18 protein-coding genes are annotated in these 18231 nt (G+C 39.2%); 12 read left to right on the top strand and 6 right to left on the bottom strand.

What is annotated here, in order from left to right; genetic code table 11:
* The 6 genes from ACTIEV_RS13845 (at position 1) to ACTIEV_RS13820 (ending at position 4484) form a co-directional block, all read left to right on the top strand.
* The gene (locus ACTIEV_RS13845; protein WP_416194666.1) at positions 1-387 is read left to right on the top strand and encodes a VOC family protein; all 387 of its coding nucleotides are present in this window, start codon (positions 1-3) and stop codon (positions 385-387) included.
* Positions 388-470: 83 nt separating this feature from the next.
* A complete protein-coding gene (locus ACTIEV_RS13840) occupies positions 471-1676 on the top strand; it encodes a cation:proton antiporter (protein ID WP_322195347.1) in 1206 nt (401 codons plus the stop codon).
* The gene (locus ACTIEV_RS13835; protein WP_178889612.1) at positions 1657-2019 is read left to right on the top strand and encodes a VOC family protein; all 363 of its coding nucleotides are present in this window, start codon (positions 1657-1659) and stop codon (positions 2017-2019) included. The genes ACTIEV_RS13840 and ACTIEV_RS13835 overlap by 20 nt, the downstream gene beginning before the upstream one ends.
* A gap of 10 nt (positions 2020-2029) precedes the next feature.
* Positions 2030-2965 (top strand): WD40 repeat domain-containing protein, encoded by a 936-nt coding sequence (locus ACTIEV_RS13830; protein WP_322195346.1) that lies wholly within the window; start codon positions 2030-2032, stop codon positions 2963-2965.
* Positions 2966-3070: 105 nt separating this feature from the next.
* On the top strand, positions 3071-3640 hold the full coding sequence (locus ACTIEV_RS13825; protein ID WP_322195345.1) for a PepSY-associated TM helix domain-containing protein: 570 nt from the start codon (positions 3071-3073) through the stop codon (positions 3638-3640).
* Positions 3641-3821: 181 nt separating this feature from the next.
* Positions 3822-4484 carry an MCP four helix bundle domain-containing protein gene (locus ACTIEV_RS13820; protein WP_322195344.1) on the top strand — a complete coding sequence of 221 codons (663 nt, stop codon included), beginning with the start codon at positions 3822-3824 and terminating at the stop codon, positions 4482-4484.
* A 2-nt stretch (positions 4485-4486) separates the two neighbouring features.
* On the opposite strand, the gene ACTIEV_RS13815 is transcribed toward ACTIEV_RS13820, so the two are convergent.
* Both ACTIEV_RS13815 and ACTIEV_RS13810 read right to left on the bottom strand, forming a co-directional pair.
* A complete protein-coding gene (locus tag ACTIEV_RS13815; RefSeq protein ID WP_322195343.1) occupies positions 4487-5224 on the bottom strand; it encodes a GLPGLI family protein in 738 nt (245 codons plus the stop codon).
* 11 nt (positions 5225-5235) lie between these two features.
* Positions 5236-8007 carry an outer membrane beta-barrel family protein gene (locus ACTIEV_RS13810; protein WP_439516691.1) on the bottom strand — a complete coding sequence of 924 codons (2772 nt, stop codon included), beginning with the start codon at positions 8005-8007 and terminating at the stop codon, positions 5236-5238.
* Positions 8008-8127: 120 nt separating this feature from the next.
* Between ACTIEV_RS13810 and glgB the strand changes: the two genes are divergently transcribed.
* Both glgB and ACTIEV_RS13800 read left to right on the top strand, forming a co-directional pair.
* Positions 8128-10155: a 1,4-alpha-glucan branching protein GlgB gene (glgB, locus tag ACTIEV_RS13805; RefSeq protein ID WP_439516690.1), complete on the top strand. Its 2028-nt coding sequence runs from the start codon at positions 8128-8130 to the stop codon at positions 10153-10155.
* Between the two features lie 154 nt (positions 10156-10309).
* A complete protein-coding gene (locus ACTIEV_RS13800) occupies positions 10310-10978 on the top strand; it encodes a head GIN domain-containing protein (RefSeq protein ID WP_439516689.1) in 669 nt (222 codons plus the stop codon).
* A gap of 103 nt (positions 10979-11081) precedes the next feature.
* On the opposite strand, the gene ACTIEV_RS13795 is transcribed toward ACTIEV_RS13800, so the two are convergent.
* Positions 11082-11534, bottom strand: a complete 453-nt coding sequence (locus ACTIEV_RS13795; protein WP_439516688.1) for a GNAT family N-acetyltransferase — start codon at positions 11532-11534, stop codon at positions 11082-11084.
* Between the two features lie 173 nt (positions 11535-11707).
* On the opposite strand from ACTIEV_RS13795, the gene ACTIEV_RS13790 reads away from it, so the two are divergent.
* A complete protein-coding gene (locus ACTIEV_RS13790) occupies positions 11708-12016 on the top strand; it encodes a hypothetical protein (protein ID WP_439516687.1) in 309 nt (102 codons plus the stop codon).
* Here ACTIEV_RS13790 and ACTIEV_RS13785 read toward each other — a convergent pair.
* Entirely contained in the window at positions 11973-13145 is a 1173-nt protein-coding gene (locus tag ACTIEV_RS13785) for a sensor histidine kinase (protein WP_439516686.1), read from the bottom strand. The two genes, ACTIEV_RS13790 and ACTIEV_RS13785, sit on opposite strands and share 44 nt — an antisense overlap.
* A gap of 302 nt (positions 13146-13447) precedes the next feature.
* Positions 13448-14422 carry a hypothetical protein gene (locus ACTIEV_RS13780; protein ID WP_250685902.1) on the bottom strand — a complete coding sequence of 325 codons (975 nt, stop codon included), beginning with the start codon at positions 14420-14422 and terminating at the stop codon, positions 13448-13450.
* A gap of 41 nt (positions 14423-14463) precedes the next feature.
* Between ACTIEV_RS13780 and ACTIEV_RS13775 the strand changes: the two genes are divergently transcribed.
* From ACTIEV_RS13775 to ACTIEV_RS13765, 3 genes are all read left to right on the top strand, one after another.
* Positions 14464-15174 (top strand): ribonuclease H-like domain-containing protein, encoded by a 711-nt coding sequence (locus ACTIEV_RS13775; protein WP_322194767.1) that lies wholly within the window; start codon positions 14464-14466, stop codon positions 15172-15174.
* A gap of 194 nt (positions 15175-15368) precedes the next feature.
* Complete coding sequence (holA, locus tag ACTIEV_RS13770; protein WP_322194769.1) at positions 15369-16367, top strand: DNA polymerase III subunit delta; 999 nt, start codon at positions 15369-15371, stop codon at positions 16365-16367.
* Positions 16368-16430: 63 nt separating this feature from the next.
* Entirely contained in the window at positions 16431-16874 is a 444-nt protein-coding gene (locus ACTIEV_RS13765) for a YHS domain-containing (seleno)protein (protein ID WP_322194771.1), read from the top strand.
* A 214-nt stretch (positions 16875-17088) separates the two neighbouring features.
* Here ACTIEV_RS13765 and ACTIEV_RS13760 read toward each other — a convergent pair whose 3' ends face one another.
* Positions 17089-18036 (bottom strand): bifunctional riboflavin kinase/FAD synthetase, encoded by a 948-nt coding sequence (locus tag ACTIEV_RS13760; RefSeq protein ID WP_322194773.1) that lies wholly within the window; start codon positions 18034-18036, stop codon positions 17089-17091.
* Positions 18037-18231 lie beyond the last annotated feature (195 nt).

Below are 18231 nucleotides of genomic sequence, written 5' to 3'. Positions count from 1 at the left end.
TTGGCGCAACAAATAGCACATATCAGTTTAGTGGTCAGAGATTATGATGAAGCCATTCAATACTATGTGAATGTTCTTGGATTTGAGTTGTTAGAAGATACAACACTATCATCTACCAAACGATGGGTACGTGTAGCTCCTAAAGGTGCTGCTACTGCTTTGTTATTGGCAAAAGCAGATGGCGCTGTACAAGAACAATACATCGGCAACCAAACCGGAGGACGTGTATTTCTCTTTTTATATACCGATGATTTCGAACGTGATTTTAATCTCTACACCGATAAAGGCGTTGTCTTTGTAAGACCTCCACAAAAAGAATCGTATGGCACAGTAGCTGTATTCAAAGATTTGTATGGCAATCTCTGGGATTTGATACAGCCTACTTAATTTAGTGAAACAGCTTTGTTAATCTATTAATAAGCATATTTACGGCATTATGAAAAACAATTTTCATACCTTATATTGCAGGTATGACCACATCTATCATCATTACACTATGCATTCTTATTTTATTGGCATACTTGTTTGATCTGAGTTCTGCTAAGACAAGAATACCTTCTGTAATTTTATTGCTTCTCTTGGGTTGGGTCATCAAGCAGCTGACTATTTTTTTTAATGTAGTTGTTCCTGATCTTTCCTCATTACTTCCCATACTTGGTACCATAGGATTGATCCTGATTGTATTAGAAGGTTCTCTCGAATTGGAATTGGATAAGTCTAAACTACCCATGGTGAAGAAAGCTTTTTTTGTTTCTTTCTTCCCCATCCTTGCTGTTGGATTGATACTCGCCGGCTTATTGAGTTATTACAGCGGCTATAATTTTAAGCAAAGTCTGGTCAATGTCATTCCATTAGCTGTAATCAGTAGTGCCATTGCGATACCTACTGCTAAAAATTTGAAAACCTATGATCGTGAGTTCGTGACCTATGAAAGTAGCTTGTCAGATATCGTAGGTGTCATCTTTTTTAATTTTATTGCTTTGAATGCTGTTATTGATGGGCATGCATTCTTTGAATTTGGATGGCAGTTGGTTTTGATATTGATTGTTTCTTTTTTTGCAACGGTTGGTCTATCCTATTTATTGGGTAGAATCAATCATCATATCAAGTTCATTCCCATCATGGTGATGTTGATTCTGATCTATACTATTTCTAAGATCTATCATTTACCATCCTTATTATTCATTCTTTTATTCGGCATCTTTCTGGGGAATCTGGATGCACTCAAAAAATATAAATATATAGCGCTACTAAAGCCCGATAATCTGGATAAAGAAGTACACAAGTTCAGAGAAATAGCCACAGAAGCTGCATTTGTAATCAGGACTTTCTTTTTCATTCTCTTTGGTTATTTATTGGAAACAGCAGACCTTATCAATCTGCAAACACTATTGTGGGCTGGAATTGTGGTAGCTGCCATCTTTTTGATCAGGGCTATTCAATTGAAAATATCGGGGTTGCCTCTTTTTCCTTTGCTGTTTATAGCACCAAGAGGATTGATCACGATTCTTTTATTCCTCTCCATATTGCCTGAAGACAGAATATCCATGGTTGATAATTCACTCATTATCCAAGTCATTGTATTGACAGCATTGATCATGATGGGAGGTATGATGGGTGTCAAAAAAGAAAAACCTGTTGACCACAAACCTGCACATGAAGATTCGCATACATGAAATTGAAATGGGGTCTCATGATCTGTCTGCTGCCAGTGCTTTCTTCAAGCTACTTGGACTGCAACCTGCTATAGAGCAAGATGGATTAACGGTTTTCAATAGTGGACAAAAAGGAGTGGATCTGAATCTGTCTAAACATCTACCAGCAGGAGCAACACAGATCAGTTTTATAACTGACGATCTGAAAGCAGTGATGCAGCATTTGACAGTACATAAGATTGCATTTGAAGGTCCGTATGAGTCACATTTGGGAATGTTGTCGATCCGATTCCATTCTCCGGATGGTATCCCGATCCTGATCAATACACCTACAGATAGTTCTCCGGATTGGTTACAGGTTTAAATCAGCTATTATGCAACGAATCATTTTATTAGTGTACAGTTTATGGATATCGAGTGCTTTGATAGCATCACCGGGTAAGGGGTTATGGACTGTAGCCATTGATCATAGTGGTCGTTTTGTAGTAACCGGTGGCGATGATCAACAGATCAGATTGTATCAATACAAAGATTTAAAGCTGATCAAAACCTTTCCGGTCAATTCCATGATCAGACGCATGGAATGGCAACCCAATGGACAATTATTAGCCGTAGCTACCGGTGATAAAAAAATGCATCTAAGGAATATGGTGACAGGTGATTCCATTCCTTTAGTAGGTGCAGCATGGGGGGCTAGGGGAGTCAGTTGGAGTTACAATGGCAAGTTTTTAGCGGCAACTGATAATCACCTGGTCAAAATATGGAATGAAAAAGGAGAATTGATTAGAACCATTGCCAAAGAAGACAACAATAGTTATCTAGACATAGATTGGCATCCTTCCAAAAATGTATTGCTGGTGAGTGGGGATGATATTCGTATGTATGACATGAGTGGAAAGAAGCTAGCCGTATTAAAACATCGGGAAGAAGCGACAGGGGTATTGGCAGTTGAATGGCATCCAAATGGACTTTTCTTTGTGAGCGGTGATTATGGTCATGAACAAGAAGGTGTTCCTACATTATTGCAATTCTGGACTACAGAAGGGAAATTATTCAAAACCATCAAGAAAAGTAAAATGGAGTATAGGGATATGAAATGGAATCATGATGGTTCATTATTGGCCACCGCCAGTGATCGATTGCGTGTATGGGATCGAGAAGGGAATTTGTTATACACCGGAGGCGATGGGAAACATAATTTATGGGGAGTTGTTTGGAATCCTTTTGCGAAAGAATGGGTTACTGTGAGCTTCGATGGTACACTCGATAAATGGAGTTATAAAGCAGTGAATCTGCAGCATTTTGAATAATGGTCATCTATACGCATTGCATTATGGCTGATTAATCCGGTCAGCATAAAATACTCCTCCATTACTCGATATTGAATATATTTAGCGTTTCAGTAAAAGCTGGGTATGTCAGATCAAGTAACGAAGCGGCAAGCGCAAGCCAAAGTTTTAAGGGTATTCAGAAAAGTGCATAGAGTTACAGGTGCTTTGCTATTTGTATTCTTTTTTATTGTAGCTGTTACCGGATTATTGTTGGGATGGAAGAAAAATAGTAATGGGCTACTCTTAGCAAAATCATACAAAGGCAGTTCAACCTTATCTAAAGATTGGTTGTCGGTAGACAGTCTAACTCAACAAGCCGTTTATTATTTGAAGCAGTCTGATAGTAGTTTATCCACCCATATCGATCGAATTGATTTTAGACCGGAAAAGGGGATGGTGAAATTTTTATTTACAGATCATTTTACGGCGGTGCAAATAGATGCCGCTACCGGTGCATTGTTGCATATTGAGAAACGAAGAGCAGATTATATTGAGAAGATCCACGATGGTTCTTTGGTAGACCATTATCTGAATATTCCCTCCGGCACTTTTAAGTTGATCTATACGACTATTATGGGATTGGCTTTGTTACTCTTCACCATTACCGGATTCTGGTTGTGGTATGGGCCGAAGAGGATGAGGGCTAATAAGTAACTTTTATTGCCACTGAGGGCACAGAAAGGCACTGAACCATCTATTTCTGTGTTCCTCAGTGCCCTCAGTGGCAATAAAATACACATTAAGATATTACAACTCCCCAATCCTTAGGTTTCCTCAGTTTTATTGGTTAAATTGATAAGGAGCACAACATTGTTTCATCCTTAAATCATTAACTATGAATTGGGCTTATGCTATCGGACCACGTATGAAAGTGGCAGGTTTATTGGGGATTGTTCTGGCAATGGTCTTTTGCAAGAATGTAATGGATCGTAAGAATGTTGCGATGTTGGGTGACTCTTTTTCTTCTGTATATGAAGACAGATTACTCGTGGAAAGTTATATCTATAAAATTTCTGATCACCTGTACCAAAAACATCAGTTAACGGATCAGTATTTCGATGGGAAAAATGTAAACTCTCATCAGTTGAATCATTCACTGTATTTTCATGATGCGGCGATTGCTGATCTGATCAAATCCTACAAAAAGACAAAATTTACGCAGGCTGAAACAGCTACTTTTAAAGATTTTACGAAACAGTACCAGCTTCTGCAGACAAAGGAAGCTCATGTATTGAATATGGCAGCTATCAATCCGACTTTGTATGATGGATTAAAACAATCGTATCGACAGTTGAATGCACAATTGAGACAGCTGTCAACCATTCAGATTGAAGAGGGTACAAAATTAAATCAGGAGTCTAAATCCATTGTTGCCGGATCCGTGATCTTGACAACTTTGGAAATGGCGTTACTGATCGCTATAGCATTCATTATTCAGGCATTGATCTTAGCCACCAATAGTCTGATGACAAATGCCCCTAAGCCTTCATTGAATTGATGCTATAGTAAGGCACTCCATAGAATTCTATCGGCCCCACGTCCCCAGTCTTTCATGGCTTTGTTCAAGTCTGCAGAGACTTGTTGCCAGGTAGCTTTCTTTCCTTTTTGAGAAGGGAAGAGCTGTCCGGGAGTGGGTTCAATCAATTCAACTTTTGTTGCGAACCATGTTGTATGTAATCTCGGTACTGCCAATCCTAGGATCATGCCGGGTAAACCACTAAAGCTTTCCGGACCACTGTTCACCAGAATTTGATCCGTATAAAAAGCGACTACATACACCGAATCACAAATACGGGTCACTGCTTTTTTACATTCAAATCCGGCAATGGTTCTGGTTTCATCCGTGATACGCCATTCTAATTGACGAAGACTATCTTGTATGATATAGGTTTGTTCAAACACATCTCGTTGAATCGATAAAGTTCCTTTAGCGAGGTCTTTTACAGCAACATCTGATTCGTTGGGTTTACCCATCCACAAATATTTATTGTCCGGGTTTTCTTTCATCAGTTTATAAACAGATTTTTCGGAATTGAATCTCAGTTCATAAAAATCAGTTACCATTTTTGGATAGTTCTTTTTCATCTCAGCTACCCAAATGCCTTCTTCTTGTCCTTCAAACTGACTGTGTTGATTGTATTTTCTTTCAAACTCTATTCTGCCGGAACTGATGAATCTCGCTTGTGAAAAGCTATTCAAAAAAGCCAGTACAAATAAGAATGTCATTAACTTTTTCATGGTTCAATCTTTTAGAATCCTTGTGTTGGTTTGCCATTTTTACTGAAGTTGTACGCAATAGTAAATAACCAGAAACGTTGGATATTTTGCTGTATGGTTTCAGTGATGAAGTTGGTACTAATATTTCTTCGGATATTTTGGTTGTTATTGAAGATATCGTTGATGGATACTTTCATCTCCAGTTTATCAGACTTACCAAAGGTTTTCTTCAAATAGCTATTTACGATGTATACATTGCTGTTATTGGCAAACTGAGCTGTTTTTTGATACATAGTTATTTGAGCATCCATTTGGAAAAATAATTTGGCAGGTAATTTTAAAGTTACATCTGCGTATCCTGTATGAGACCAGAAATTCGTAACAACATTAGGACGGATTGACGACTTTGAATTATTCAGTGTCGATGAAAAACTTGTATAGAAACTTAGCTTCTTCTCAGTCCAATGGCCAAGATTAATAGTAAATCGATATGTATTATTGGTGCTCACATTTTCTAAGCCGTTTACTCGGTTTACAAATCGATTAAAGCCTGGGCTAAATCCAAAACCTAAGTTGTAAGAAGGGAATATGTCAAAACCATAATTACTCCAGAAATATGCATTGTAATTACCATTTACATTGATAGCCTGATTTACCCTTCTTCCTAGACTGTCAATGAAATTTGCATTCGTAATGGCATTATTCGTTGTTGTTAAATTACCGCTCAGGAAAAAGTTTTTGCTTTTCAAAACCTTGTAGTCACTAAAATTAATATTGAAATTATGCCTGAATTCTTGTTTTAGATTAGGATTTCCAATGGTGATGTTCAACGGATCGATATTGTCAATAAATGGCTGTATTTGCTGTAACGTTGGATTTCTTGTATTACCCGTATAATTGAATCTCAGTCTTGTTTGTTTCTTCGGATTGAATGTAAGAACTGCAGTAGGTAATAAGTTGGCGAATTGAATGCTGCGTTTAGCACCGGTATTGATATCATCTAAATTGAACCTTGCACTTCCAGCCGCCATGCCAATGGATAAGCTATATTTCTTTTCATTTAATCTAAAAGTGAAACCACCGGTGTGGGTGTTGTTGTTATAAATAAAATGATTGCTCAATGTATCAATACGGTTTTCATATTTACCTCCCGGTGTCGTTTTCTCCAGCGTGTTTCTTTCCGCATCATTTCTATTCAGTGAGAAACGATAATTCAACTCAAGGAATGTATTTTTCCAGAGAGGCTCTGTATAGGCAAGACGACCATTGACGCCCGAAAGATCTTCCGTATTGGTTTTAAACTGGTCAAGATTATCTTGACGAACCAAATTTCCATTTTTATCGTAGAAATCATTCTTCGCAAAAAGGAATCCATCATTTGTTTTGTTCATGATTGAAAAGTCGCCGTTGAATGATAGTGTTCTTCCTTTTTTCTTCAATCGTTTTTGCCATTGTAATGAACCCAATAAATTTCTGTCTTCACCGTCATTAGTGGTTGTTCTATCTGACTGGTTGATCAATTGCCCTTCTTCACTGATGGCTTTGCCCAAAAAGCTGTTGGCGTTTCTGTTATTGATAATCGAACCGGTCAGTGTCATCTTCAAAGTGCTGGTAGAATCAATACGCAACTCATATTTGCTATTGATGCGGTTACGTCTTCTATCACTCACAAAATTCTGTTCCTGTGTATTGAAAAAAGTGGTATCCGGTAAAATGGTTTGTGTACTGGTTCTGTTAAGACCACGAACATTCAAATTATTGTATTGATAAGAGTTGTTGATATTGTGTTTGTCTTGATTCCATTTATTACTAAACAACAATCCACCCGTTGTAGAAGTAGGTAAACCTTGACCATAACTGAACTCATCGCCACCACCATCAAAAATAGCGATACCACCATCATCCATCACCGTCATATTATCAGAGCCACCGCTATAATTATTTCTTTCATTCCAGTTTAAAGATTCAAACTTGGTATTGTCGTTCGTGATAAACGCAGCAAATTTTCGCTTGCCTTTAAAAGCATTCAACATGCCTTTCCCATAACGGTACTTGTCGAAATCAGCACCTGCTTCTACTTTACCGAAATAACCTTTTTTGGCGTCTTCTTTCATTTGAAGGTTGATGGTTTTAGCCGTTTGTCCATCATCAATCCCCGTAAACACAGCCTGATCACTTTTTTTATCAAATACCTGCACTTTATCAATCGCATCTGCACGTAAATTCTGCGTTACTACGGCAGGGTCGTCGCTGAAGAATTCTTCTCCATCCACCAACACTTTCTCTACTTTTTGTCCCTGAGCGGTGATCTCACCTTTACTATTTACTTGAATACCCGGCATACGTTTTAAAAGGTCTTGTACATTGGCATTGGGACCAACATAAAAACTATCTGCCCGATATTCAGTGGTATCGCCCTTCATACGTATAGCGGCAATCCTTTGTTTCACGATCACTTCTTCCAATAAATGGGCTTTCGTGGTAACAAATACATTACCCATTGATTTTTGAAGCGTAGTCGAAAGGTCTATATCATCAATATAATCTGCATAATCAGGGTAAGTGATCATCACGATGAATTTTCCTGCCGGCAGATTTGAAAACTCGAATGCGCCTTGTGGATTGGTTCTTACAAACTTGACCAACACAGAATCCTTGGGTCTTAATAAGGAAACTACAGCATTGTGGAGATTTACTTTATTGGTAGAGTCAACAACCGTACCTTTAAGGGAACCCGTTTGGGCATAGCTGAAAGAGATGGTGCAGAAACCGATCACCAGCAGAATAGCAGTTAGTTTTTTCATTGTTGGTAGCTTGCAGCATTAGATGCTTGTTACAGCAAAATCCATAAAAAATGTTTAATAACTAAATGTATAGTTATAAATTAATGTTAATAATTTTTTTAATCTGATCTCTTTGAACCCATGAACGATAAAATTAATAAGTCAAAGACTACCTCAAGATCTAATCTGTCAGAAGGAGACACAAGCGGACAAAAGGTTGGAACGACGGATAAGAAATACGAAGAGATCCATTTTGTTGATGCTGAACAGTCTGTATGGAATTATTCTTTGTTTTCAAATGAAGACGTGCAAAACTTTCAGCAAGGCACGCATTATCGGCTCTATGATTATTTTGGTAATAAACAAATTACAGTACTGGATACCGAAGGGACTTATTTCGCCGTATGGGCACCCAATGCCACATTTGTAAGTGTTACCGGATATTTTAATGAGTGGAACAAGGAGTCTCACCCCTTAAAAGTTCGTCTGGATAATTCAGGTATTTGGGAAGGATTTATTCCGGGGATCAAGACCGGAGAAGTATATAAATATCATATCCACGGTTTTAAAGGAATCAAACTGGATAAAGGAGATCCCTTTGCGCATTTTTGGGAGAAACGTCCATATACTGCTTCCATCACTTGGCAAACCGATTATGAATGGAAGGACCAAGAATGGATGCAACAACGCTCCAAAAACAATGCATTAGATGCTCCCTGGTCTGTATACGAAGTGCATTTGGCCAGTTGGATGCGTCCGGATAAAAACAATGAAGAAGTTTACAATACCTATCAACAGATCACAGAAAGATTGGTGCCTTATGTGAAAGAAATGGGCTTTACACATGTAGAGTTCATGCCGGTGATGGAACATCCTTTTGATGGCAGCTGGGGATACCAAGGCACCGGATATTTTGCGCCTACTTCCCGTTTCGGTACACCACAGGATTATGCAGCCATGGTAGATGCGTTTCATCAGGCAGGTATTGGCGTGATACTCGATTGGGTACCCTCACATTTTCCCTACGATGCACATGGATTATTCATGTTTGATGGTACGCATACTTACGAGTACGCAGATATGCGAAAAGGATATCACCCCGATTGGAACTCTTATATTTTTAATTATAAAAGGGGAGAAGTAAAATCCTTTCTCATCAGCAGCGCAAGGTTTTGGTGCGATAAATTTCATACAGATGGATTGAGGGTGGATGCAGTGAGCTCGATGCTGCGTCTTGATTACAGTAGGAACGAAGGTCAGTGGGAGCCGAATGAATTTGGTGGTAATGGTAATCTGGAAGCGATTGCTTTCATCAAAGATTTGAACGAAACTCTATACCGCGATTTTGCAGATGTGCAAACCATTGCTGAAGAAGCAACAGATTGGCCAAAGATCAGCAAACCAACATTCGAAGGCGGACTCGGCTTTGGGATGAAGTGGATGATGGGTTGGATGCATGATACCTTGGATTATTTCAAAATGGATCCGATTTATCGTCAGTTTCATCAGGATAAGTTTTCCTTTAGCATGATGTATTTCAATGATGAGAACTTCATGTTACCCTTGAGTCATGATGAAGTGGTACATGGCAAGAGTCCGATGTTGTATAAAATGCCAGGCGATGAATGGCAAAAGTTCGCGAATCTGAGAATCCTTTATACTTACATGTTTACACACCCGGGAGCAAAATTGTTGTTCATGGGTAATGAATTCGGTGCTACCAGTGAGTGGAATTATAAAAGTGAATTACAATGGGAATTATTACAGTTTGTGAGTCATGGTGGAATGAAGTACTGTGTTCAAAAACTAAATGAACTATACCGATCAGAACCCTCGCTGTATGAAAAACAATTTGAACCGGATGGGTTTGAATGGGTAGACTTAAACCATCGAAGTGAATCAGTGATGGTCTATAAACGCAAAGGAAAAAAAGAGAAAGACGATGTACTAGTGATATTGAATGTAACACCAATAGTTCGTCAGGATTGGGAAATTTATGTTCATGGAAAAGGTAAATGGCAGGAGATCTTTAATAGTGATGCCAAAGAATTCTGGGGAACAGGAGATGTCTTTAACCCCGAAATCCAATCCGAACTGGTAGACAAACCTTCCAAATGCTACCGGTTAAAAGTGCATTTACCGGCGTTGGGGGCGGTGGTTTTGAGGTAAGAGCTCCAGGCTGCAGGCTTCACGCCGCAAGCTGCAAGTTTTTTATGAGGAATCTACATCTCTCTTGCAGCATGAAGCGTGAAGCTTGTAGCTTATTAATCTCAAACTGTAACTTTTCCCCCTCCTCCCCGTTACACCCTAAAACAAACAGTGTATGAAAAAAATATTGTCTAGTTTATTCGCCCTTACCATGCTGTTTTCTATGGCTTTGGGGCAGGAAGTGGTATCGGGGGAGAACGTTCAAAAAAGGAATGTCGGATCTTTCCATGCGGTAAAAACTTCAGCAGGTATACAGGTGATTCTGACCAAAGGCAGCAAAGAAGAATTGGCTGTTACCACCAATGATGCAGACTTGTTAGACAAAGTAAAAACAACTGTTACCAATGGTGTTTTAAGAATTGGTAGAGAAAATGACGATTGGAAATTCTGGGAGAGAAGAAGAAATTGGAAAGTGGTCGTGTATGTTTCTTACACACAGTTGGATGGTTTAGAAGCGAGCAGTGGAGGTTCTATTCAAGCCAAATCTGTTGACCTAGATAAACTAACTGCCGATGTAAGCAGCGGAGGAACCATTACCGTTGCAGGCAAAGCTTCAGCATTGAATGTTGACGGTAGCAGTGGCGGTATTTTCCGTGGCTACGATTTGAATGTAACCTATTGCAAAGCAGATGTAAGCAGTGGCGCCGGCGTTCAGGTATCTGTGAACAAGGAAATTTCAGCAGAAGCCAGTAGTGGTGGTTATGTAAGATTCAAAGGGGATGGATTGATACGTAATATCAATGTAAGCAGTGGAGGTACGGTGAAGAGACAAGCGGATAAATAGATGTCTGATTTCTGATGTCTGATGTCAGATTTTGACTTTTGATTTTTTACTTTTTACTTGATTATAAAAGTGGCGAACAGATCCTATATGTTCGCCACTTTTTTTATTGAATAGTACACACCATATCTAAATTATTTTTTCCATTATACTCATATGAGCCAATCTTTATAAATCCGATTTTATTGTAATAGTTGACGGCTACCATATTATCTTCCTGAACACCACCCCATAAAATGACTCTTTGTTTTTGCAGTTTTTGTAAGTAGTTTTTAGTATGATTCCATAGCACTTTTCCAATTCCTTTTCCTTGCCAGTCATTTGCTAAAGAAGGGGCGTAGGTAGCATCTGTAGTATGGTTTGGCTGAATATTGTAACTAAATAACCTGGGATGATCGTGTTCCAGATACCCCAATTTCACAATGGCATATCCTATAATAAAAGTGCTGTTGTTTTCTATTACAATAAATCCTGTGTAATCATTATAATGATATAAATGTTCCAAAGCTTCCTTAGTAAAAGGATGCGGTCCAAAACGATTTCGGGTTTCCTCATTCAAATGATGGAGATACGATAAAAGGTTGGGTAAATCAGAAACAAGCCACTGCCTACAAGTAATATTGTTTGTCACAGATTCACAGATTATGCACAAAAAAATCGGGTAACAATTCCTTTACAATTTAATCATTGTACGGTTATGTTACAGTTGTCACTTGCAGTAAATTATTCACTATGAAAACAAGGTCATGTACTTTGCTGGTAAGTGCCACCGGGCAATTATTACAGCAGCACGCTTTTGATCATTTGTCGGATGAGAAATTATCACGGATGAACCGTTGTCTGCACAAATTGGGCAATCAACAACAGTATGATGATGTAAGAAAAATTGAACATGAATTGCTGAATTATTGCAAAGAAGCCAACTTGTATGTAGAAACCGCTACACCACATGCTTTACAACAATGGTTTGCAGTGATGAGCAGCTATGGAGAATCTTCTATGTCTGTAATGGGGACCCATCTTCAGGAAGAGGCAGAATGATTCGAAAGCTGGTTCCTTTACCACTTTCACTCCATCGTACAAAAAGCTTACCGCCATGGTACTCTTCAATAATGCGCTTACTGAGGGGGAGACCCAGTCCCCAACCTCTTTTTTTCGTTGTAAAACCAGGTTTGAATACTTTATTGATATTCACGCCACTGATTCCTTTTCCTGTATCTGTTACATCAATTTGTAATTCCTCATGTGTGCTATGTGCTTCAATTGTGATGGTACCTTTTCCTTCCATGGCATCTAAGGCATTTTTGATCAGGTTTTCGATCACCCAATCAAATAATGGCGCACTGAATTTCGGCTGAACAGCTAGTGGCTGCTTGGTAAATTCAAATTGTACTTGTCCACCGGATCTTTTTTTCATGTAAGCAATCATCTGATCAATTTGTTCAAAAGGATCGCCGGGTTCAAGTTTTGGTTGACTTCCTATCTTACCAAAACGGTCTGTAATCAACTGCAGTCGCTTTACATCTTTGGCAATTTCAGGAACGATCTGTTGATTTTCTCCCTGCTGTTTGAGAATTTCCAGCCATCCTTCCAAACTGGAAACAGGGGTGCCCAGTTGATGTGCCGTTTCCCTGGCCATGGCAGCCCATAATTGATTCTGTGCACTCTTGTAATGCGATTGAACAGCCATGATCGCAATCGCTATGAATAAGGCTACAATGATTAATTGAACCAATGGATACAACTTCACTTCTTTCAGCAGTTTACTTTGTCCATAGTAATAATGATTGGCTGTATAGGGATTGTCTTTCATCACCAATACAATGGGCTTATTATTGTATCGGCGGAATTCTTCGAGCTTGCTTTGTAAATAAGTACTATCCGATGCCACCAAACTGCTGTCAAGATTCAGGTAGTTACCGGTGATGCTATCGTTCTCATTGGTTTCAATGATGGGTATTTCCTGATTTTCTGATGAGATAAAAGTCGCTAAGTTTAGATTGGAAGTATCATAAGAGTTCAAGATGGTTCGTTGTGCTTCCACCCAAACGGTCACGTACATTCTTTCCTCGGTAGCTATTTTCCCGGCTACATACTGCGAATAAAAAATCGTTCCGCTCACCAGAATCACCGCAATCACCACCAATATGATCCGCCAATTGATACGCATGGAAAAGTTTGAGTGAAGATAGGGAAGAGGGAGGAAAAGTGAAAAGTGAAAGGTGAAAGGTGAAATCAGCCTTTTTCACGTTTCACCTTTCACTCAAAAGGCGCCCTAACGGACGCCTTTGGTTGTTGCTTGCTAAATATTACCCCCCGGAAATATTACAGGTTTGAATTGCTCGCCGGACTGAAGTCCGGCGCTATTTAAATTGGGACTTGTGTACTTGTTCTTTCCGTGTATCTTCTTTCTTTGTTCTTGTTACTTCCTTGTCCCTTGTCTCTTTATTCTTGTCTCTTTATTCTTGTCTCTTAACTAAACAATCCCCCTTTCTTCAAAGTCTTCACACCTTCACCAATTTTGAAACCGTTGTTATAGATCTCAATTTTATAGTTACCGGTTTGGTATTTGGTAGTTTGTTTCCAGTCAAAACTTACAGGAGTTACTTTGCCTTGCTCATAGGTAACAGATACTTTGCTGGTATATATTTTTTCGCCTTCTTCACGGGTAATGAATTTGGTGCCTTCGCTGATTACTTTTCCATCAGGTCCGGTAACACATACATAAATATCTTTTACGCCACTTGGAGCAATACGATTTGGATCTAATACAAAAGAGATACGCATTAAGTCAGCTCTTTTTGCAGTTGAAGTGGTTTTTTCATTGCCGCTGTTGCGGATATCAATGGCAGTGATGCCAATATTAGAAGCATGCAGGGTAGAGGCAACATCTACTTTTTCATCCAACTCTTTTTTAGTAGCACTCAGATTCTGCTGAAGATTTTCTTTTTCTGAAGTCAGTTGTGTTTTTTCAGTGCTCAACTGCTCATTGGCGGCAGTCAGTTGCTTGTTCTCACCTTGAAGCTTTTCGATTTCAGCAAATAAACCGTCGATTTTACCATTCAATTCACTGATCATTTGTTTAGCCTGCGCCAGTTCAGCATCTGAAGCATTTTTGCGTTTCAGGATATTGTTGATATTTCCTTTCATCTTTTGAATCTCAGATCCGCGATCGGCCAAAGCACCTTGTAACTGGATATTGCTCTGCGTCAGTGAATCAGCTTTAGCAGATACCTCGAGAAACTCTTGCTGAATGGCATTACGAGCACTGTCTACATTGGTAATACGGGTTTCTAATTGACCGATGGTTTCGGTAGTACGGCTTTTATCATAGAAGATATAAGCCCAGGTAGCCAAAAGGGCTACTATCAGAATACCGTATATTACTTTACGGTTGTCTTTCTGCTCTGGAGCAGCATTCTGATCGTTGGTGTTGATGTAGTTCATACGTTGTAATTTTTGAGTTAACGGAATTTAAAACAGTGCTTATGCTCAAGGATCTGTTATTCATTGATATTGAAACAGTGCCCGCCGTACCATCCTTTATAGAACTGGATCCTGTATGGCAATCCCTGTTTTTCGACAAAATACCTAAAACCGTGCCAGAAGATATGGCTCCCCCAGAAGCTTATCGAAAAAGGGCGGGAATTTTAGCTGAATTCGGTAAAATCATCTGCATATCCACCGCTTTTTTGTATCAGGATGAAGGAGAATGGCATCTCAAAATAAAGAGTATAGCGGGGGATCATGAGGTAGAAATACTGCGTATTTTCACTGAATTATGCGATAAACTCTATCGAATCAATCCAAACTTCCAGTTTGCCGGACATAATATTCGTGAGTTTGATATCCCCTATATCGGGCGGCGCATGTTGATCAATCATCTTTCTTTACCTCCCTATCTAAACATTCAAGATAAAAAGCCATGGGAGCTAAAGATGGTTGACACCATGAATTGGTGGAAATTCGGCGACCATAAAAACTATGTATCCCTCCATTTATTAGCCCATGTCCTAGGAATCCCCACTTCAAAAACAGATATGGATGGAAGCATGGTGCAAGATGTTTACTACTTAGAAAAAGACTTACAGCGGATCATCAATTATTGCCAGCAAGACGTCATAGTCACTGCCAACATAGTCCTCCGTTTTCAAAACCTACCAATCCTGAACCCTGAAAATATTCAAATTGTAACCTGAGAACTGCAATATTTATGCTGTTTTTCCGTTTGGTCATAGTCCATAGTCCATAGTCCATAGTCCATAGTCCATGGGCTTTTACTATCGACCATGGACTATGGACCATAAGCCATAAGCCGTAAGCCACAAGCCATGTTCATAACTAAACCCTTACACATTTTTTAAATCCTTCATCATCCTTCATCTTTGCACCCATGTCGGCGGAAAAGATCATAACAGAGTGGAAAAAAGGAGTATTCAAGCCCATTTATTGGCTGGAAGGAGAAGAGCCCTACTTTATTGATCAGGTGGTGGATTATGCGGAACACAAAATTTTGGGTGAGGCTGAAGTTGGATTTAATCTCACTGTTTTTTACGGAAAAGATGCAGACTGGGCCGCAGTAGTCAATGCTTGTCGCAGATACCCCATGTTTGCTGAGCGACAAGTGGTGATTTTAAAAGAGGCGCAACAAATGCGCGATATCGATAAGCTGGAACCTTATATCGAAAACCCCTTGCCCTCAACCATTTTCGTGGTAAGCTATAAGGATAAAAAAGTGGATGGTCGTTCCAAGCTCGCCAAGACCCTGAAATCAAAGGGGGAGATGTTGACCACCAAAAAGATGTATGATAACCAGTTGCCGGATTGGACACTTGAAATGGTGAAGAAACATCAGTTATCCATCAATCAAAAAGCATTGATGTTATTGGTAGATCATGTAGGGAATGATTTGAGTCGCATTGAAAACGAAATTGAAAAACTGGCGGTCAACTTGGCCGGCAGAACCAATATTACGGAAGACGATATCGAAAAATACATTGGTATCAGCAAAGAGTTCAATGTATTTGAATTGCAGGAAGCCATTGGAAGAAAAGATCTGTCAAAGTCTATTCGGATCATTCAATATTTTGAAGCCAATCCAAAAGCGGCGCCCATACAATTGGTGCTACCCGCGCTATACAACTATTTTAGTAAAGTATATATGTTATTCGGATTGCAGAATCCCGATGAGAAATCTGCAGCCAGTGCATTAGGGGTCAATCCATATTTTATCAAAGACTATTTGAGTTCTGCCCGTAAGTATGAATATACTGGTGTAGAAAAGGCTTTGTTATTATTGCATCAATACAATCTCCGAAGTGTTGGTGTATATGATGCCGGTACTTCTGATGCCGGACTCATGAAAGAAATGGTGGTAAAAATGATGAATTAATCTTTCTCTTTTATTGTAAGCATATTCGTAAAGGTTCGTCTATCCTGCAAACCTGATACGATCATGAAAAAAATAATTGGATCTATTGTACTCCTATTGATAGGACTATCCACCACATTTGCTCAAAAAGCAGAAATCTTTAGTACCAACGGAAAAGCGATTCGCGGATATGATGTAGTGGCCTTTTTTTCTGAGTCAAAGCCGGTACAAGGCAATGAAAGCTTTTCATACACTTGGAAAGATGCAACTTGGCTGTTTAGTTCAAAAGAAAATTTGGAGCTGTTTAAAACCAATCCGGAAAAATATGTACCACAATACGGAGGCTACTGTGCTTATGGGATGTCGGGCGGATATAAAGCTCCCACTGTTATCGAAACATGGAAAATATTGAATGGTAAACTGTATTTCAATTACAATTTGAAAGTACAGGAACTATGGAATAAAGATCAATCCGGCTTTATTCAAAAAGCGGATTTGAATTGGGAGAAAGTGAGGGAGAGGGGATGATGAATATTGAATAAGAAATCATTAGTGTCTAAGGTATATAGGCTGTGAGCTATGAGCCACGAGCTACGAGCTTTGAGTGGTAGTTATTGTAGGTTTATTACTATTCATTTTATAAATGACAAGGCTTATGAATTAGTATTCGTCTTACATCGGATAAAAGCAATGCTTTTATCCCCTACTAGCTATTGGATCCTCTAATTCAACATATAAAAGCTCATAGCTCACAGCTCATAGCTTGTAGCTTATCAATGCCCAGTTGTGTTTTTAAGGCTTCCAGTCCTTCGAATTTGATTTCATTGCGCAACTGTTTCAATACGTGTACGCGTAATGTTTGTCCATAGATATCCGCATCAAAATCAAAAATATTGACTTCAATCACTCTTTTCTTTCCATCAATGGTGGGACGGATACCAATATTCATCATGCCTTTCAGCTTCTGTTGAGTAGCATGTAGGTTAGATAAGATTTCTACTTGTACAGCATATACGCCATTGCCCGGTATCAGTTTTTCTTCACTTCCGATATGGAGATTTGCAGTCGGATAACCAATGGTTCTTCCTAATTGATTCCCTTCAATCACCAGTCCTTCAAAAAAATAAGGATGCCCCAAAGCAGCATTGGCGGTGTCAATATCATTGTTAGCAATGGCTTGGCGTATTCTTGTGGAACTAACAGCAATTTCATTCAACAATTGCTCCGGAATTTCTTTGACTTCAAATCCGAGTTCTTTCCCAAAATCTTCAAGGAGGTGATAGTCGCCGGTTCTGCCTTTTCCAAAGCGATGATCGTATCCAATAATGATGGTATGGGGTCTAAAGTATTGGTACAAAAAATCCCGAACATATTCATCGGCAGATTGATTGGCAAAATGATGATCAAAAGGTACTACCACCAAATGATCTATACCCGCTTTTTCCAGCAATAATTTTTTTTCAGATAAAGTGTTTAACAGCTTTACATCACCCGGTACAGAGGAAACAATTTTTCTGGGATGTGGGTGGAAAGTAATGATGATGGTTTCACCGTTGATACGAGCCGCCTCTTCCTTCATTTGTGCCAGGATCTGTTGGTGTCCCTTATGAACGCCATCAAATGTACCAATGGTCACCACAGCATTCCTAAATTCCGGCAAAGAACCCGCCAATTCACGATGTACTTTCATAGATGTGCAAAAATACAGAGTTAGAGTCATTGATAATAGGGTGATCGGGTAATCAGGATATCAGGATATCGGGTTTAAAAAAAGTTATTCACGAATACAATAAGGCATATCGTCGTCAGGTTTGTCTTATCACCCGATCACCCGATCACCCGATCACCCGATCACCCGATCACCCGATCACCCGATCACCCGATC

It is taken from the genome of Sediminibacterium sp. (assembly GCF_051861365.1).
GTDB lineage: Bacteria > Bacteroidota > Bacteroidia > Chitinophagales > Chitinophagaceae > Sediminibacterium.
Note: the sequence above shows the minus strand (reverse complement) of the source record. Positions and strands in the feature narration are given on the sequence as shown.

Coding starts and splice junctions, on each gene's coding strand:
- ACTIEV_RS13775 (WP_322194767.1), top strand. CDS start 14,464: ATGCTCAAGGATCTGTTATTCATTGATATTGAAACAGTGCCCGCCGTA.
- ACTIEV_RS13835 (WP_178889612.1), top strand. CDS start 1,657: ATGAAGATTCGCATACATGAAATTGAAATGGGGTCTCATGATCTGTCT.
- ACTIEV_RS13765 (WP_322194771.1), top strand. CDS start 16,431: ATGAAAAAAATAATTGGATCTATTGTACTCCTATTGATAGGACTATCC.
- ACTIEV_RS13820 (WP_322195344.1), top strand. CDS start 3,822: ATGAATTGGGCTTATGCTATCGGACCACGTATGAAAGTGGCAGGTTTA.
- ACTIEV_RS13840 (WP_322195347.1), top strand. CDS start 471: ATGACCACATCTATCATCATTACACTATGCATTCTTATTTTATTGGCA.
- ACTIEV_RS13830 (WP_322195346.1), top strand. CDS start 2,030: ATGCAACGAATCATTTTATTAGTGTACAGTTTATGGATATCGAGTGCT.
- ACTIEV_RS13810 (WP_439516691.1), bottom strand. CDS start 8,007: ATGAAAAAACTAACTGCTATTCTGCTGGTGATCGGTTTCTGCACCATC.
- holA (WP_322194769.1), top strand. CDS start 15,369: ATGTCGGCGGAAAAGATCATAACAGAGTGGAAAAAAGGAGTATTCAAG.
- ACTIEV_RS13815 (WP_322195343.1), bottom strand. CDS start 5,224: ATGAAAAAGTTAATGACATTCTTATTTGTACTGGCTTTTTTGAATAGC.
- glgB (WP_439516690.1), top strand. CDS start 8,128: ATGAACGATAAAATTAATAAGTCAAAGACTACCTCAAGATCTAATCTG.
- ACTIEV_RS13800 (WP_439516689.1), top strand. CDS start 10,310: ATGAAAAAAATATTGTCTAGTTTATTCGCCCTTACCATGCTGTTTTCT.
- ACTIEV_RS13785 (WP_439516686.1), bottom strand. CDS start 13,145: ATGCGTATCAATTGGCGGATCATATTGGTGGTGATTGCGGTGATTCTG.
- ACTIEV_RS13780 (WP_250685902.1), bottom strand. CDS start 14,422: ATGAACTACATCAACACCAACGATCAGAATGCTGCTCCAGAGCAGAAA.
- ACTIEV_RS13790 (WP_439516687.1), top strand. CDS start 11,708: ATGAAAACAAGGTCATGTACTTTGCTGGTAAGTGCCACCGGGCAATTA.
- ACTIEV_RS13760 (WP_322194773.1), bottom strand. CDS start 18,036: ATGAAAGTACATCGTGAATTGGCGGGTTCTTTGCCGGAATTTAGGAAT.
- ACTIEV_RS13825 (WP_322195345.1), top strand. CDS start 3,071: ATGTCAGATCAAGTAACGAAGCGGCAAGCGCAAGCCAAAGTTTTAAGG.